This is a genomic window from Pseudomonas sp. SWRI22, assembly GCF_014268395.2.
Lineage (GTDB): Bacteria > Pseudomonadota > Gammaproteobacteria > Pseudomonadales > Pseudomonadaceae > Aquipseudomonas > Aquipseudomonas paracarnis.
On record NZ_JABWQK020000001.1, the window covers coordinates 1502597 to 1517773 of the forward strand.

The 15177-nt window shown below is 61.9% G+C and carries 12 protein-coding genes; 1 reads left to right on the forward strand and 11 read right to left on the reverse strand.

Annotation, left to right across the window (positions count from 1 at the left end; genetic code table 11):
- Positions 1 to 21: 21 nt before the first annotated feature.
- The 7 genes from HU730_RS06560 to HU730_RS06590 form a co-directional block, all read right to left on the reverse strand.
- Positions 22 to 1032: a chemotaxis response regulator protein-glutamate methylesterase gene (locus tag HU730_RS06560; protein ID WP_034126508.1), complete on the reverse strand. Its 1011-nt coding sequence runs from the start codon at positions 1030 to 1032 to the stop codon at positions 22 to 24.
- Complete coding sequence (locus tag HU730_RS06565) at positions 1029 to 3308, reverse strand: hybrid sensor histidine kinase/response regulator (RefSeq protein WP_186526503.1); 2280 nt, start codon at positions 3306 to 3308, stop codon at positions 1029 to 1031. Before HU730_RS06565 ends, HU730_RS06560 begins: the two co-directional genes overlap by 4 nt.
- On the reverse strand, positions 3305 to 4006 hold the full coding sequence (locus HU730_RS06570; RefSeq protein WP_034126506.1) for a chemotaxis protein CheW: 702 nt from the start codon (positions 4004 to 4006) through the stop codon (positions 3305 to 3307). Before HU730_RS06570 ends, HU730_RS06565 begins: the two co-directional genes overlap by 4 nt.
- Positions 4003 to 5265: a protein-glutamate O-methyltransferase CheR gene (locus tag HU730_RS06575; protein WP_096144500.1), complete on the reverse strand. Its 1263-nt coding sequence runs from the start codon at positions 5263 to 5265 to the stop codon at positions 4003 to 4005. Before HU730_RS06575 ends, HU730_RS06570 begins: the two co-directional genes overlap by 4 nt.
- A complete protein-coding gene (locus tag HU730_RS06580) occupies positions 5262 to 5774 on the reverse strand; it encodes a chemotaxis protein CheW (RefSeq protein WP_034126504.1) in 513 nt (170 codons plus the stop codon). The genes HU730_RS06575 and HU730_RS06580 overlap by 4 nt, the downstream gene beginning before the upstream one ends.
- Positions 5774 to 7396: a methyl-accepting chemotaxis protein gene (locus tag HU730_RS06585; protein ID WP_127882177.1), complete on the reverse strand. Its 1623-nt coding sequence runs from the start codon at positions 7394 to 7396 to the stop codon at positions 5774 to 5776. The genes HU730_RS06580 and HU730_RS06585 overlap by 1 nt, the downstream gene beginning before the upstream one ends.
- 729 nt (positions 7397 to 8125) lie before the next feature.
- Entirely contained in the window at positions 8126 to 8833 is a 708-nt protein-coding gene (locus tag HU730_RS06590) for a tellurite resistance TerB family protein (protein WP_034126502.1), read from the reverse strand.
- Between the two features lie 304 nt (positions 8834 to 9137).
- On the opposite strand from HU730_RS06590, the gene HU730_RS06595 reads away from it, so the two are divergent.
- Positions 9138 to 10763, forward strand: coding sequence for a glucan biosynthesis protein D (locus HU730_RS06595; RefSeq protein ID WP_034126501.1), 1626 nt, complete (start codon positions 9138 to 9140; stop codon positions 10761 to 10763).
- 53 nt (positions 10764 to 10816) lie between these two features.
- Here the strand turns inward: HU730_RS06595 and HU730_RS06600 are convergent, their stop codons facing one another.
- The 4 genes from HU730_RS06600 to HU730_RS06615 form a co-directional block, all read right to left on the reverse strand.
- The gene (locus tag HU730_RS06600; protein WP_014717190.1) at positions 10817 to 11002 is read right to left on the reverse strand and encodes a hypothetical protein; all 186 of its coding nucleotides are present in this window, start codon (positions 11000 to 11002) and stop codon (positions 10817 to 10819) included.
- A gap of 204 nt (positions 11003 to 11206) precedes the next feature.
- Positions 11207 to 11743, reverse strand: coding sequence for a GNAT family N-acetyltransferase (locus tag HU730_RS06605; protein ID WP_186526502.1), 537 nt, complete (start codon positions 11741 to 11743; stop codon positions 11207 to 11209).
- 103 nt (positions 11744 to 11846) lie between these two features.
- Positions 11847 to 12953: an NADH:flavin oxidoreductase/NADH oxidase gene (locus HU730_RS06610; protein WP_034126499.1), complete on the reverse strand. Its 1107-nt coding sequence runs from the start codon at positions 12951 to 12953 to the stop codon at positions 11847 to 11849.
- A gap of 126 nt (positions 12954 to 13079) precedes the next feature.
- A complete protein-coding gene (locus HU730_RS06615; RefSeq protein ID WP_014717187.1) occupies positions 13080 to 14981 on the reverse strand; it encodes a potassium transporter Kup in 1902 nt (633 codons plus the stop codon).
- Positions 14982 to 15177: the final 196 nt, after the last annotated feature.

Genomic DNA, 15177 nt, shown 5'->3' on the forward strand with positions numbered 1-15177 from the left:
AGCACGGCGGGAGATTTTTGTTCATTTTGCAAAGACCTCCAGCAATCGGGGCGCAATTCTATCCAGTGGGCGAATTTCAACAGCAGCATCAATCGCCGCCGCCGCTTTGGGCATGCCATACACCGCCGAGCTCTGCTGGTCCTGGGCGATGGTCAAATATCCTTGTTCACGCATCAGCTTGAGGCCCTGGGCGCCGTCGCGCCCCATGCCGGTGAGCAAGACGCCAACGGCGTCACCGTTCCAGTAACTGGCGACGCTTTCGAAAAACACGTCGATGGAGGGCCGGTAAATCTCGTTCACCGGCTCTGCGGTATAGGCTAGCGTGCCATTTTTCAACAAGCGAATATGGTGGTTGGTTCCGGCCAGCAATACCACGCCGGGTTGAGGCGGCTCGCCCTCACAGGCTAGGCGCACCGGCAGGCCGGAAGCGCTGCTCAGCCACTCGGCCATGCCGGCGGCGAAGACCTGGTCCACATGCTGTACCAGCACGATGGCGGCGGGAAAATCCCGGGGCAAACCCTTGAGCAGAACTTCCAGTGCCGCCGGCCCACCAGCCGAAGAACCAATGGCCACCAGCCGTTGACGCTTGCCGGTGACCCGCTGCGGCGGGGTTTCGGCACGCACCCGCGTGCCGCGCTGGCCGATCAGCCAACCAATATTGAGGATCTTGCGCAGCAGGGGCGCGGCCGCATCCTTGGGGTTGCCAACGCCCAGTGCCGGGGTGTCCACCACATCCAGGGCGCCGTGGCCCATGGCTTCGAATACGCGGCTGACGTTGGCCTGGCGGTCGACAGTGACGATCACAATCGGGCAAGGCGTGTCGGCCATGATCTGCCGGGTGGCCTCCACCCCATCCATCACCGGCATGATCAGGTCCATCAGGATCAGGTCCGGGGTCAGCTCGGCGCAACGCTGTACCGCTTCCAGGCCATTGCTGGCCACCCATACCACCTCGTGGGCGGGCTCGTAACTCAGGGCGCGGCGCAAGGCCTCCACCGCCAGGGGCATGTCATTGACGATCGCAATCCTCATGCCCGGGCGCCTCCAATCAGTTCAACCACGGCGTCGAGCAAGGCGTCGTCATGGAAACTGGCTTTGGCTAGATAATAGTCGGCCCCGGCGTCGAGGCCACGGCGGCGGTCTTCTTCACGATCCTTGTAGGAAACCACCATCACCGGCAACGATTGCAGGCGACTGTCACGGCGCAAAAGTGTGACCAATTCAATACCGTCCATGCGAGGCATATCAATATCAGTGATAAGCAGGTCGAAGTCCTCGGAGCGCAATGCGTTCCAGCCATCCATGCCATCGACCGCAACAGCGACTTCATAACCACGATTGAGTAATAATTTGCGTTGCAGCTCGCGCACCGTCAGTGAGTCGTCCACCACCAGCACACGCTTGCGCGGCGCTTCGGTGGCCTGCTGGCTGCGCCGGGCAATGCGCTCCAGGCGACCGGTGTTGAGCAATTTATCCACCGAACGCAGCATGTCTTCGACATCGACGATCAACACCACCGAGCCGTCATCTAGCAAGGCCCCGGCGGAAATGTCCTGGACTTTGCCCAGGCGATCATCCAGCGGCAACACCACCAGGGTGCGCTCGCCGATAAAACGCTCCACGGCAATCCCGTACACGGCATCGCGCTCGCGGATCACCACCACCTTCAAGGTATCTGACGGGCTCTGCCCCGGCGGGCGCTGCAGCAACTGGCTGGCGGCAACCAGGCCGACGTGCCGGCCCTCATGCCAGAAGTGCTGGCGGCCTTCCAACTGCACGATGTCGTCGGGCGCCAGGTCGCACATGCGTTCGATATGCGCCAGGGGAAAGGCATAGGCTTCTTCGCCGACTTCCACCACCAGGCTGCGCACCACCGACAGGGTCAACGGCACCTCAAGATGGAAGCGGCTGCCCTGCCCCGCCGTCTGCTCCAGCACCACCGCGCCGCGCAGTTGACGAACCATATGTTGCACCGCGTCCAGGCCGACCCCGCGCCCGGACACTTCGGTGACTTTGTCGCGCAGGCTGAACCCTGGCAAGAAGAGGAACGTGAGCAGTTCCTCTTCACTCAGACGCAGGGCCGTTTCAACCGGCGACAGATGGCGGTCGACGATGGTGCCGCGCAGGCGCTCGAGGTCGACACCGTTGCCGTCATCGCTCAATTCCAGCACCAACAACCCGGCCTGATGGGACGCACGCAGGCGAATCAAGCCTTCCGCCGGCTTGCCCGCCAGCACGCGTTGCTCAGGGGTTTCGATGCCGTGATCGACCGCATTGCGTAATAGATGGGTGAGCGGCGCTTCGAGTTTTTCCAGCACGTCCCGGTCGACCTGGGTCTTTTCGCCCTCAATCTCCAGGCGCACTTGCTTGCCCAGGCTGCGACCTAAGTCACGCACCATGCGCACCTGCCCGGCCAGCACATCGGCAAACGGCCGCATGCGGCAGGCCAATGCGGTGTCGTAGAGCACCTGGGCGCGCTGGCCGGCCTGCCAGCCGAACTCATCCAGCTCGGCGTTTTTTTCCGCCAGCAGGGCCTGGGCTTCACTCAGCAGGCGACGGGTATCGGCCAGGGCCTCCTGGGCTTCCAGGTTCAGATCCAGCGACTTGAGCTGGCCGTCCAGGGCATCCAGCGCACGCAAGCTGTTACTTTGAATGCGCTTGAGGCGTTGCAGGCTGGCCAGGTACGGCTTGAGCCGCTGGGTTTCCACCAGGGATTTGCTGGACAAGTCCAACAGACTGTTCAAGCGCTCAGCCGTCACCCGCAGCACACGCTCGCCGCCTTCGGTCATGCGCTTGTTCTGGCGCGGCGCGTCACTGCCGAGCGGTGGCGCAGGCTCCAGCTCGGGGTCCAGCAGCAGCGCGTCAACCCGCGGCGCGGGGATGGGCTCGGGTTTTGGCACGGGCGTGGCAATCGGCTGCGAGGGATTGAGCAAGCGCTCCATCAGCGCTACGTACGCCTCGATATCCGCCGGCCCCACATCGTTGCCCGGGGTGGCGATACGCATCAGCAGATCAGTACCTTGCAGTAATGCGTCGATATGTTCAGGTTGCAGATACAGACGGCCTTCCTGGGCGCTGACCAGGCAATCTTCCATGACGTGGGCCACGCTGACGCCGGCATCCACACCGACAATCCGCGCCGCCCCTTTAAGTGAATGCGCGGCGCGCATGCAGGCTTCGAGCTGGTCGGCCTGGGTCGGGTTGCGTTCCAGCGCCAGCAGGCCCGCGCTCAACACTTGGGTCTGCGCATCAGCCTCCAGGCTGAACAGTTCCAACAGCGAGGCATCGCGCATCTGGTCGGGGGTCATGCGAGGCTCCGGGTCACGGCGGACAACAATTGCGCTTCGTCCAGCCAACGCAGGCTGCGGCCTTTCCACTGCAACACGCCTTGGGTGTAGCGTGCGCTGGCCTGGGTGCCGGACACCGATGCGGCCTTCAAGGTGCGCTCATCGATGGCATGGATGCCGTCTACTTCATCCACCGGCACCACGACCGGGCCGTCCTGGGCAGCGATGATCAGCATGCGCGGCATGATCCGCCCGCCGCTGGCGCCGGCACTGGTGCTGTCCAGGCCCAACAGTTCCACCAGTGACAGGCACGCCACCAGCGCCCCGCGTACGTTGGCCACGCCCAGCAGCGCTCGGGAACGCTGGTGCGGCAGCGAGTGGATCGGCTGCAACGGCGCCACTTCCACCAGGCAACGGGTGGCGATACCGAGCCATTCTTCGCCGAGGCGGAACATCAACAGCGAACGGGTGACCACCTCGTTATCCGCTTCGGCAGTTGCCTGCGCATGATGGTCGTCCTGTTGCAGTGCGTAGCGGTCGAGCAGGCGTGTGGCGGCGGCGGAATACACCGAGCAATTGCGGCAGTGGATATGCTCGGCCAACAACGGGCAGGACTTGTCGCCATGAATACCGATGCGGTTCCAACAGTCGTCAATGGCTTGGGTATCGGTCAGCGTCAGGTCCAGGCCTGCGGTGTCGAGCGCGTCAGGGCTACTCATCGTTTGGACTCACTGTCAGCTCGCTCGCTACGGGCGGCGCGTGCCTGAAGACGGCGCGCGCCGGCACTGTCACCCTGGGACTCGAGCAACGCGGCCAGGTGCATCAGGGCCTGGGGATGCTGCGGTTCCAGATACAGGGCTTTTCGGTAATACCCTTGGGCCTCCAGGGCACTGCCAGCCACATCGCTGAGCAGCCCCAACCAGTAAAACACCTGGGCGGCCGGCGGGTGACTGCTCAAATACCGTTCGCAGGCCGCTCGGGCCTCGGCACTTTTGCCCTCGTTGGCCAGGGTTGCGATCTGGCTGAGCAAATCCCCGGCATCGGTAGTCACCACTTTGACCGGTGGCACGTTGGGGCTGACGGTGCTGAACGGCCGCGGCTTGAGCGGTATCGGCGCCGCCCTGCGCTGCGGTAGCGGCGCGGGCGTCGGTTTGACCACAGGTGCAACCGGCGGGGCCGGTTCTACATGCCGACTGAAGGCAAAGGACTGCGGCACACCGATGGAGCGCATGCCGTGACGCCCCAGGAGGCTGCCCTCGGCCGGGCCGATAAACAGCACACCGTCTACGTGAGTCAATGCCTTGAGCACATCAAAGACCTGTTTCTGGGTCGGCTGGTCGAAGTAGATCAGCAAGTTGCGGCAGAACACAAAATCGTAGGTTGGCTCATTCGCCAGCAGTGCCGGGTCCAGCAAGTTGCCGACTTGCAGGCGCACTTGTTCGCGCACCCGGTCGGCGATGCGGTAATTACCTGCGTCTTCAGTGAAGTGACGGTCACGAAACTCAAGGTCGGCGCCGCGAAACGAGTTCTTGCCGTACACGCCCCGCCGCGCGCGCTCCACCGACAGCGGGCTGACATCCATGCCCTGCACTTTGAACTGGTGGGGCGCCAGGCCCGCATCGAGCAAGGCCATGGCAATCGAATAGGGTTCTTCGCCCGTCGAACACGGCAGGCTGAGAATACGCAGGGCGCGCAGCTGATTGATCTCGGCCAGACGCATCTGGGCCAGGCGGGCCAGGGTTGCAAAGGATTCGGGATAGCGGAAAAACCAGGTCTCGGGGACGATCACCGCTTCGATCAGCGCCTGCTGCTCGTCATGGGAGGTTTGCAGGTGTTGCCAGTAAGCCTCCGCCGACTGCGACTGGGACGACTGGCAGCGCTGGCGCACCGCGCGTTCGATAATCGCCTCGCCCACCGAAGCGACGTCCAGGCCGATGCGTTCTTTCAAAAACGCGAAAAACCGCGGGTCATTGCTCATAGGCTCAACTCGGCGGAAAACAGCAAGGCGCGCACTGGCGCGGTCAACAGATCCGCAACGCCAATCCACTGCATCAAGCCCTGGGCATCTTCACGCACCGGCCCCAGGTACGGCGCCTGCCGGTTGTCCAGGCCATAGGGCTGGAATTCGGCGGGGTCGCAACGCAGGGTGTCGGTGGCCTGTTCCAAAATCAGCCCCAGCCAACGCGCCTCACTCCAGGGCTGCGGCTGGTAATTGACCAGCACCAGGCGCGTGCTGGTACGCGCCTGAGCCGAAGTGCCGAACGTCAGGGCGCTCAAGTCGATGACCGGCACCAGCACCCCACGATGGGCGAAGATACCCGCCACCCACAAGGGCGCTTGGGCGATAGGTTTGAGCGCCAGGCGCGGCAGCACCTCGGCCACTTCCGTAGCCTTGAGGGCAAAGCGTTCGTTGCCGATGCGAAACACCAGAAACAACGCCTTTTTCGCTGCCGGGACGGCACCGCGTTTAGCCGCGAGTTCGCTCATCAGACTTTGAAACGCGAGACGCCGCTGCGCAGACCGACCGCAACCTGGCTCAGTTCATCAATGGCAAAGCTGGCCTGGCGCAGGGATTCGACGGTCTGGCTGCTGGCATCGCCCAATTGCACCAGCGCGTGGTTGATCTGCTCGGCACCGGTGGCCTGGGCCTGCATGCCTTCGTTGACCATCAGCACCCGCGGCGCCAGGGCCTGTACCTGATGGATGATCTGCGACAGTTGCTCGCCCACTTGCTGCACCTCAGACATGCCGCGGCGCACCTCCTCGGAGAATTTGTCCATGCCCATCACCCCTGCCGACACCGCCGACTGGATCTCACGCACCATCTGCTCAATGTCGTAGGTCGCCACAGCGGTCTGGTCGGCCAGGCGGCGCACTTCGGTGGCAACCACGGCAAAGCCGCGCCCGTACTCACCGGCTTTCTCAGCCTCGATCGCAGCATTGAGGGACAACAGGTTGGTCTGGTCGGCCACCTTGACGATGGTGACTACCACCTGGTTGATGTTGCCGGCCTTCTCATTGAGGATCGCCAGCTTGGCGTTGACCAGGTCGGCGGCGCCCATCACCGAGTGCATGGTTTCTTCCATGCGGGCCAGGCCCTGCTGGCCGGAACCGGCAGCCACCGAGGCCTGGTCGGCGGCGGTGGACACTTCGGTCATGGTGCGGACCAAGTCCTTGGACGTGGCGGCAATCTCGCGGGAAGTGGCGCCGATTTCGGTGGTGGTGGCTGCGGTTTCTGTCGCGGTCGCCTGTTGCTGCTTGGAGGTCGCGGCAATCTCGGTGACCGAGGTGGTGACCTGCACCGATGAACGCTGCGCCTGGGACACCAGGGCAGTCAGCTCGGTCATCATGTCGTTGAAGCCGGTTTCAACCGCGTTGAATTCGTCCTTGCGCTCCAGGTTCAGGCGCTTGCTCAGGTCACCGGTGCGCATGACTTCGAGGATTTGAACGATGCGCTGCATCGGCGCCATGATCGCGCGCATCAGCAACAGGCCACACAGCGCGGCGGCGAGAATCGCCAGCAACAGCGAGACGCCCATGCTGATCTTCGCGGCCGCTACCGCATCATCGATGGCGGCGGTGGCGTTGTCGGCGACCTGCTTGTTCTCATTGATAATGTCATTGAGCTTCATGCGGCCTGCTGTCCAGGCGGGGGTCAGTTGCTCGTTGAACAACCTCAGTGCTTCGGCGGCGTTATTGCTCTGATGGGCCGCCAAAACCTGGGCGAGAATCTGGTTGTAGCTCTGGTGCAGTTTTTCGAAGGCATCGAATTCGGTGCGATCCTGGGTGATATTGATCGTCCCTGCGTAGCTGGCCATATGTTGCTCAAGCCGAGCCTCAAAAGACTTGTAGTCCTGTTTGTCGGCTTCGGAAATGCCCTGGTTCTCGTGGATTCCGACCAACTCCTGGGTTTGCAGGTAGCTGTCGACCCAGGCGCTGCGAATCATCGAGCTGAAAAACACCCCGGGCACCGCATCGTCCCGCACTGAGTTTTCGCTGATTTCGATTTTCAGCAGGCGCGAATACGAGACCACGACCATCAGCAGCATGATCGCGATAATTACCGCAAAGCTCGCCAAAATCCTTTGGCGCAGGGTCCAGTTCTTCACAGTAATTCCTCGCAGGGCCATTCAAATGGAGGGGAGTATAGCTGAGCGGCTGCGCGCTTTTATCAAGGCTTTTGATGTGCAGTGCACAGAATGCAGATGTGCTCGCGTTGGCCACAGCTATCTACACAATTTTGGTACGGCGCTGGACCTGTGGCGAGGGAGCTTGCTCCCGTGACGGCCTGACAGCCGACGCCTACCCACCTGCCCCCCCACGATCTGAATGTGGGAGCTGGTTGCCTGCGATGGCGGCCTGACAGTCAACACAGCTGGATTGTGTACATATCCATTCCTGCGGCAATGGCCGCTTAGGGTTCCGCCCTGACGGCGGCTCACTTTTGAAAAGCGCAAAAGTAAGCAAAACGCTCTTGCCCCACCACTCGGCACCTCGCCCAGGCTCGGTGTGCCCGTAATCCGCCAGTGATTTGGGGGGCCGCCGCCACGCGCCATCCATGGCGCGGGGCGGCTAAACCGGCATCCCTGCCGGTTTACCCCCCAAATCCCTGTCGAATTCCGGCCAGCGTGGTTTAACGGGGCGCCTGAGATCAAGATCACAAGCAGATCAAAAGCAAGATCAAGAGCGGCTCGCTTCGCATCGTGGTTACGGTGTTGGTGCCTATGCCGCGATGGCGTGAGTCAGTCAGTCAGTCAGTCAGTCAGAAATAGAGTGACTGGCCCACCGCATTCGCGGGCAAGCCTGCTCCCACAGGTTTGACTGGCGTGTGGCCCTATTTATGCGTTTAGCCGTACTTGTTTTTCCAGCTCAAGCTTCAAGCCTGGTTCAAGTTTCAGTTGGCGTGCCAGTTCGTCCAGGTAGGCTTTTTCCATGAAGTTTTCTTCGTCCACCAGCATCACGCTGGCGATGTACATTTCGGCGGCCATTTCCGGGGTGCTGGCGGCGCGGGCAACGTCGGTTGGGTCCAGGGGCTTGTTGAGTTCGGCGTGCAGCCAGTGTTGCAGCTCCTGGTCGTTGTCCAGCTTGGTAAATTCGCCTTCGATCAAGGCGCGCTCGCGCTCATCCACATGCCCATCAGCCTTGGCCGCGGCCACCAGTGCCTTGAGAATGCCCTGGCTGTGTTGCTCCACCTGGTCAGCCGGCAGGCGGTCGATGGTTTGCGGCTCGCCTTGGGGCGCGCTGGCCTGCTGGGCTTGCCAGTTGCCGTAAGCCTTGTAGGCAATCACACCCAGTGCGGCCAAGCCGCCGTAGGTGAGCGCCTTGCCGCCGAATTTACGCGCCTTCTTGTTGCCCAGCAGCAAACCCATGGCCCCCGCCGCCAGGGCGCCGCCGCCGGCACCGCCGAGCATGCTGCCGAGCCCGCCACCGCTGAGCAAGCCGCCGAGGGCGCCCTTGTCATTGGATTTGCGTTGGCCGCCGGCCTTGTTTTGCAACATGTCCTGGCCAGACTTGAGCAACTGATCGAGCAATCCACGGGTATTCATTCGTAGCCTCCAGACACTTGGGTTCGTAGGACCAATAGGCCTCCAGCGTAAAACTAAGTGCCAAAAAGCCGCGATCTAGAGTGCTTCCAGATGTAACGTCCTCCTGCGATGCTGGAAATGTCTTGTTGCACATGCAACGCCATCATCCCGCCATCAATCAATTTGCCTTGTTCATCGAACCGCTTAAGCTATCCGGCGTCTGTTTATTGTCCGTTGCGTTTGGCCGAAGGCATGTCCGAACCGTTATTTCTGATCCGATACGTGCCAGGAACGGCGCGGGATTTGCTCACGACAGGTTGTCTCTATGCACCGCAGGAATTTGCTCAAAGCATCCATGGCCATTGCGGCTTACACCGGGTTGTCGGCCAGTGGCCTGCTGGCCGCGCAGGCCTGGGCCGGGAATCGGGCTGCCGATGGCAAGGCCGTGGCGTTCGATTTCGAATCGCTCAAGGCCCAGGCCAAGCAATTGGCCACCCGTGGCTACCAGGACACTAAGCAGGTGCTGCCGCCGACCCTGGCCACCATGACCCCGCAGAATTTCAACGCCATCGGCTATGACCGTAACCATTCGCTGTGGAAGGAGTTGAACGGCCAACTGGACGTGCAGTTCTTCCACGTCGGCATGGGCTTCAAGACGCCGGTGCGTATGCACAGCGTCGACCCAAAGACCCGTGAAGCCCGCGAAGTGCATTTTCGCCCTTCACTGTTCAACTATGAAAAAACCACGGTGGACACCCAGCAACTGACCGGGGACCTGGGTTTCTCCGGCTTCAAGCTGTTCAAGGCGCCGGAGTTGGACCGCCATGACGTGCTGTCGTTTCTCGGCGCCAGCTACTTCCGTGCGGTGGATTCCACCGGCCAGTACGGCCTCTCGGCGCGTGGCCTGGCGATTGATACCTACGCGAAAAAACGCGAGGAATTCCCCGATTTCACGCAGTTCTGGTTCGAAACCCCGGACAAGAACGCCACGCGCTTTGTGGTCTACGCCCTGCTCGACTCGCCAAGCGCCACCGGCGCCTACCGCTTCGATATCGACTGCCAGGCCAACCAAGTGGTGATGGCGATCGACGCGCACATCAATGCGCGCACCGCCATCGAGCAACTGGGCATCGCGCCCATGACCAGTATGTTCAGCTGCGGCACCCATGAGCGCCGCATGTGCGACACCATTCACCCGCAAATCCACGACTCGGACCGCCTGGCCATGTGGCGCGGCAACGGCGAGTGGATCTGCCGGCCCCTGAACAACCCGGCCAAGCTGCAATTCAACGCGTTCGCCGACACCAACCCCAAAGGCTTCGGCCTGGTGCAGACCGACCATGAGTTCGCCAGCTACCAGGACACCGTCGACTGGTACAGCAAACGCCCAAGCCTGTGGGTTGAACCGACCACGGCCTGGGGCGAAGGCTCCATCGACTTGCTGGAAATCCCCACCACTGGCGAAACCCTGGACAATATCGTGGCCTTCTGGACCCCGAAAAAGCCCGTGGCCGCGGGTGATTCGCTCAACTACGGCTACAAGCTGTACTGGAGCGCACTGCCGCCGGTGAGCACGCCGCTGGCACAGGTCGACGCGACCCGTTCGGGCATGGGCGGCTTTACCGAAGGCTGGGCACCCGGCGAGCATTATCCGAAGGTATGGGCGCGGCGTTTCGCCGTAGACTTCAAGGGCGGCGGCCTGGATCGCTTGCCAGCGGGCACCGGCATCGAGCCGGTGGTGACTTGTTCCCATGGTGAGGTGAAGGATTTCAGCGTGCTGGTGCTGGATAACATCAAGGGCTATCGCATCCTGTTCGACTGGTACCCCACCAGCGACAGCGTGGACCCCGTCGAATTGCGCCTGTTTATACGAACCCAGGACCGCACCCTGAGTGAAACCTGGCTGTATCAGTACTTCCCGCCAGCACCGGAGCAGCGCAAGTACACCTGAAATTAACCGCCTGATCATTCCCACGCCGCAGCGTGGGAATGATCACAGGTGGCTTAGAACCGCGACACGCTTTTCATCGCACCAATCAGATACCGCATCGCCACCTGATCGCTCTCGGTCAGCGCCCGGTATTGCACCAGCAACTCCATCTCATCTGAACTCAACCTTCGACCCCGCAAGGACATCCGACGGCTCAGAAAAGACGCCACCGCACCCGCTACGCCATAGGACTTGGCCATGGACCGCTACTCCTGATATCAGTCAAACACTCCTGGTGCCCATTTCCAAACTCCCGGGAAGCGCAACGGCTTCGCGGACCAACCGCCTGTCTCCCTGGGCCAGGAGTCGGGCTTACCCTTAGCGTAGAAACTATCTCATCATTCGTGGGATTTTTTTAGAGTATTAACTTAAAAAATAACGGCGGTAATAAAAACCTACAGCCATTACTCACGCAGGGGTCGATACAGGTGAATGTCTAGCGGTTCTTGCGCATAAAGCTCAGCGTGGGGTTGCTGCAACAGACCGCAACCATGGCGCAGGTAAAAGTCCACAGTGTTACGCGACTCCGTCGCCGAGATATAGAGCGCTTGGGCCCCCACTTGCCGGCCGTGCTCGCAAGCCAGCGCCAACAACCGACCGCCCAGGCCAGAACCGCGGGCACTGTGGCTGACATGCAGGAATTTCAGCTGCCGCATCAGCAGGCCCTGGTGATGGAACGGCCGATTGTCCACCACCACTGCGGCAACCAGCACCTGGCCGTCGAATACGCCCCACAACCACCCGCCGCGCTGGAGGCAGGCACGCAGCGCCACCGCATCCTGTTCAGCCTCGCCTTCGGGCCAGCCGCGCATATCATGATGTGTGGCATACAACACCAGTTCGCCGCAGTCCATGCGATAGCACGCCGGGATCAGCTCCGTACGATCGATGGTTGCCAGCAAAGGGATATCGTCTTCGGTTAACGCGCGTTCCACCAGCATAAGCTTCTCCTGCTTAACAACCGCCAAGGATCAACCTTCCTATAAACGCGAGCAAGAAAAAACCCACCGTATCAGGGTGGGTTTGGCACAGAGGTAAGTAGGGTCAATCCCGCAGATCCGACTCATGGATCGGCTGGTCCCGATGGGTTGCCCGCTGGTACTGCGCCGGCCAGATGGCTTTGCGTCCGCCCAGGTCATCGTCGGCATGCAACGGCCAGTACGGGTCGCGCAGCAGTTCACGGGCCAGAAAAATAATGTCAGCCTGGCAGGTACGCAGGATGTGCTCGGCCTGGGCCGGTTCGGTAATCATGCCGACCGTGCCGGTGGCGATGCCCGATTCCTTGCGCACGCGCTCGGCGAAGCGCGTCTGGTAGCCGGGGCCGGTGGGAATCTCGGCATTGGCGGCGGTACCACCGGACGACACGTCGATCAGATCCACCCCGAGGTCTTTCAGGCGGCGCGCCAATTCCACGGTCTCATCCGGGTTCCAGCCGTCTTCCACCCAATCGGTGGCCGACACGCGCACAAACAGCGGCAACTCCTCAGGCCACACGGCGCGCACGGCCTTGGTGACTTCCAGCACCAGGCGAATGCGGTTTTCGAAGGAGCCGCCGTAGTGGTCCTGACGCTGGTTGCTGATCGGCGAGAGAAACTGGTGCAGCAGGTACCCGTGGGCTGCATGGATTTCCACCACCTCAAAGCCTGCGGTCAAGGCGCGCCTGGCGGCGGCGACAAAGTCGGCGATTACTTGCTGGATCTGTGCTTCGTCCAGTGGCTTGGGCTGGGTGTGATTGGGGTCGAAGGCAATCGGCGAGGGCCCCACCGGCACCCAGCCGCCCTCCTCCGGCTTGACGCTGCCGTGTTTGCCGATCCATGGCCGGTGGGTGCTGGCCTTGCGCCCGGCGTGGGCCAATTGAATACCCGCCACCGCGCCCTGGGCCGCGATAAAACGGGTGATGCGCCGCAATGGTTCGATCTGGGTGTCGTTCCACAGGCCCAGGTCCTGGGCGGTGATACGGCCATCGGCGGTCACCGCCGTGGCCTCGGTAAAAATCAGCCCGGCGCCACCCACGGCCCGGCTGCCGAGGTGCACCAGGTGCCAGTCATTGGCCAGGCCATCGTCGCTGGAGTATTGGCACATGGGTGAAACCGCGATGCGGTTGAGCAGGGTCAATTGGCGCAGGGTATAAGGTTCGAGCAGCTGACTCATGGCGCACCTCTTCTGGGTTCTGTGGGCACTGTTCAACAGTGCATAGAGCCTAGTCGACAACCATCGTTTGCACAGGGTTCAGAAAGGAAAGCGGGAGCCGATTGCCGGCTCCCGGTAGGCAGCGCCTTACATCTCGACCTGGGTGCCCAACTCGATCACACGGTTGACCGGCAGTTTGAAGAACCGCAGGTTGCCGTTGGCGTTTTTCAACATGAAGGCAAACAACACTTCACGCCAACGGGCCATGCCTTTGATGCGCGAGGCAATTACCGTTTCACGGCTGAGGAAGTAGGTGGTGCGCATCGGGCTGAAGTCCAGGTCATCCAGATGGCACAGTTTCAGCGCTTCAGGCACGTCCGGTTCATCGGTGAACCCGAAGTGCAGGATCACCCGGAAGAAGCCTTCGCCATAGGCATCCACCTCGAAGCGTCGCGCCGCAGGCACCCGTGGAATGTCTTCGTAGACCACGGTCAACAGCACCACCTGCTCATGCAGCACCTGGTTATGCAGCAGGTTGTGCAACAGCGCATGGGGCACGGCGTCGGGCCGCGCGGTGAGGAACACCGCCGTGCCCTGAACGCGATGGGGCGGCTGTACGCGGATACTGCTGATGAAGATCGGCAACGGCAGGCCACCCTCGTCGAGACGGCCGACCAGCAATTGCTTGCCGCGCTTCCAGGTGGTCATCAGCACGAACAGCACGATCCCCGCCAGTACCGGGAAGGCGCCGCCCTGGAGGATCTTCGGCGCGTTGGCGGCGAAGAACAGGCCATCCACCAACAGGCAGCAGAGCAACAGCGGCACGGCCAGCACCGGTGGCCATTTCCACAGCAGCAGCATCACCGCTGATACCAGGATGGTGGTCATCAGCATGGTGCCGGTCACCGCCACACCGTAGGCCGAGGCCAGAGCGCCGGAGGATTCGAAACCCAGCACCAGCAGGATCACGCCGACCATCAACGACCAGTTCACCGCACCGATGTAGATCTGGCCCTGTTCGGCACTGGAGGTGTGCTGGATATGCATGCGCGGGATGTAACCCAGCTGGATCGCCTGGCGGGTCAACGAGAACGCGCCGGAAATCACCGCCTGGGAAGCAATCACCGTGGCCATGGTGGACAAGCCCACCAACGGGACCAGTGCCCAGCTCGGCGCCAGCAGGTAGAACGGGTTGCGCGCCGCCTCCGGATCGCCCAGCAGCATCGCGCCCTGGCCAAAATAGTTCAGCACCAGCGCCGGCAGCACCAGCAGGAACCAGGCGCGGGCGATGGGTTTGCGGCCAAAGTGGCCCATGTCGGCGTACAACGCTTCAGCGCCGGTCAATGCCAGCACCACCGCGCCGAGGATCGCCACGCCAATACCGGGGTGAACCATGAAGAAGCGCACGCCCCATGCCGGGTTCAGCGCATTGAGCACTTCGGGCTGCTGCAGGATGCCGTACACCCCCAGGCCGCCCAATACCAGGAACCAGGTAACCATCACCGGGCCAAACAGCTTGCCGATGCGGTCGGTGCCGTGTTTCTGGATCAGGAACAGCGCCACCAGCACCACCAGGGCAATGGGCACTACCCATTTTTCCAGGCCGTCGAACGCCAGTTCCAAGCCTTCGATGGCCGACAACACCGAAATTGCCGGGGTGATCATACTGTCGCCGTAGAACAACGCCGCGCCACACAGGCCACACACCACCAGGAAACTGCGCAATTTCGTGTGCTTCCCGGCAGCTCGCCGGGCCAACGCGGTGAGGGCCATGATGCCGCCCTCGCCCTGGTTGTCGGCACGCAGCACGAACAATACGTACTTGATCGACACCACCCAGATCAGCGACCAGAAGATCAGCGCCAGGATCCCCAGGACGCCGTCATGGTTGACCTGCACCCCATAACCACCGTTGAACACCTCTTTAAGGGTGTAGAGCGGGCTGGTCCCGATATCGCCATAAACCACCCCGACCGCCGCTACCAGCATGCCAATCGGCTTGGCTTTTGAATGCTCGGCACCTGCTGCCTGACTACTTGCCTGACCCATCAACCACTCCTGCCCTTTGACCTGAGGTCTTTTATAAACAGCGCTTCTAAGCTGACCCTAGCATGCGCCGTTTTACTTCTCGTAACAGACGTTTTATTGACCCAAGGGCTTTACCCGTGCGCAACGGCGCGAAGCATAGCGCAGCACTCGTCGTATTTCCCCGTTCAAGTGAACGGGGTGTCGTTTTAGGCAATCA

Bases quoted from the DNA above. Each gene is read 5' to 3' on its own strand.
- HU730_RS06560 (WP_034126508.1), bottom strand. From the start codon at position 1,032: ATGAGGATTGCGATCGTCAATGACATGCCCCTGGCGGTGGAGGCCTTG.
- HU730_RS06565 (WP_186526503.1), bottom strand. From the start codon at position 3,308: ATGACCCCCGACCAGATGCGCGATGCCTCGCTGTTGGAACTGTTCAGC.
- HU730_RS06570 (WP_034126506.1), bottom strand. From the start codon at position 4,006: ATGAGTAGCCCTGACGCGCTCGACACCGCAGGCCTGGACCTGACGCTG.
- HU730_RS06575 (WP_096144500.1), bottom strand. From the start codon at position 5,265: ATGAGCAATGACCCGCGGTTTTTCGCGTTTTTGAAAGAACGCATCGGC.
- HU730_RS06580 (WP_034126504.1), bottom strand. From the start codon at position 5,774: ATGAGCGAACTCGCGGCTAAACGCGGTGCCGTCCCGGCAGCGAAAAAG.
- HU730_RS06590 (WP_034126502.1), bottom strand. From the start codon at position 8,833: ATGAATACCCGTGGATTGCTCGATCAGTTGCTCAAGTCTGGCCAGGAC.
- HU730_RS06595 (WP_034126501.1), top strand. From the start codon at position 9,138: ATGCACCGCAGGAATTTGCTCAAAGCATCCATGGCCATTGCGGCTTAC.
- HU730_RS06600 (WP_014717190.1), bottom strand. From the start codon at position 11,002: ATGGCCAAGTCCTATGGCGTAGCGGGTGCGGTGGCGTCTTTTCTGAGC.
- HU730_RS06605 (WP_186526502.1), bottom strand. From the start codon at position 11,743: ATGCTGGTGGAACGCGCGTTAACCGAAGACGATATCCCTTTGCTGGCA.
- HU730_RS06610 (WP_034126499.1), bottom strand. From the start codon at position 12,953: ATGAGTCAGCTGCTCGAACCTTATACCCTGCGCCAATTGACCCTGCTC.
- HU730_RS06615 (WP_014717187.1), bottom strand. From the start codon at position 14,981: ATGGGTCAGGCAAGTAGTCAGGCAGCAGGTGCCGAGCATTCAAAAGCC.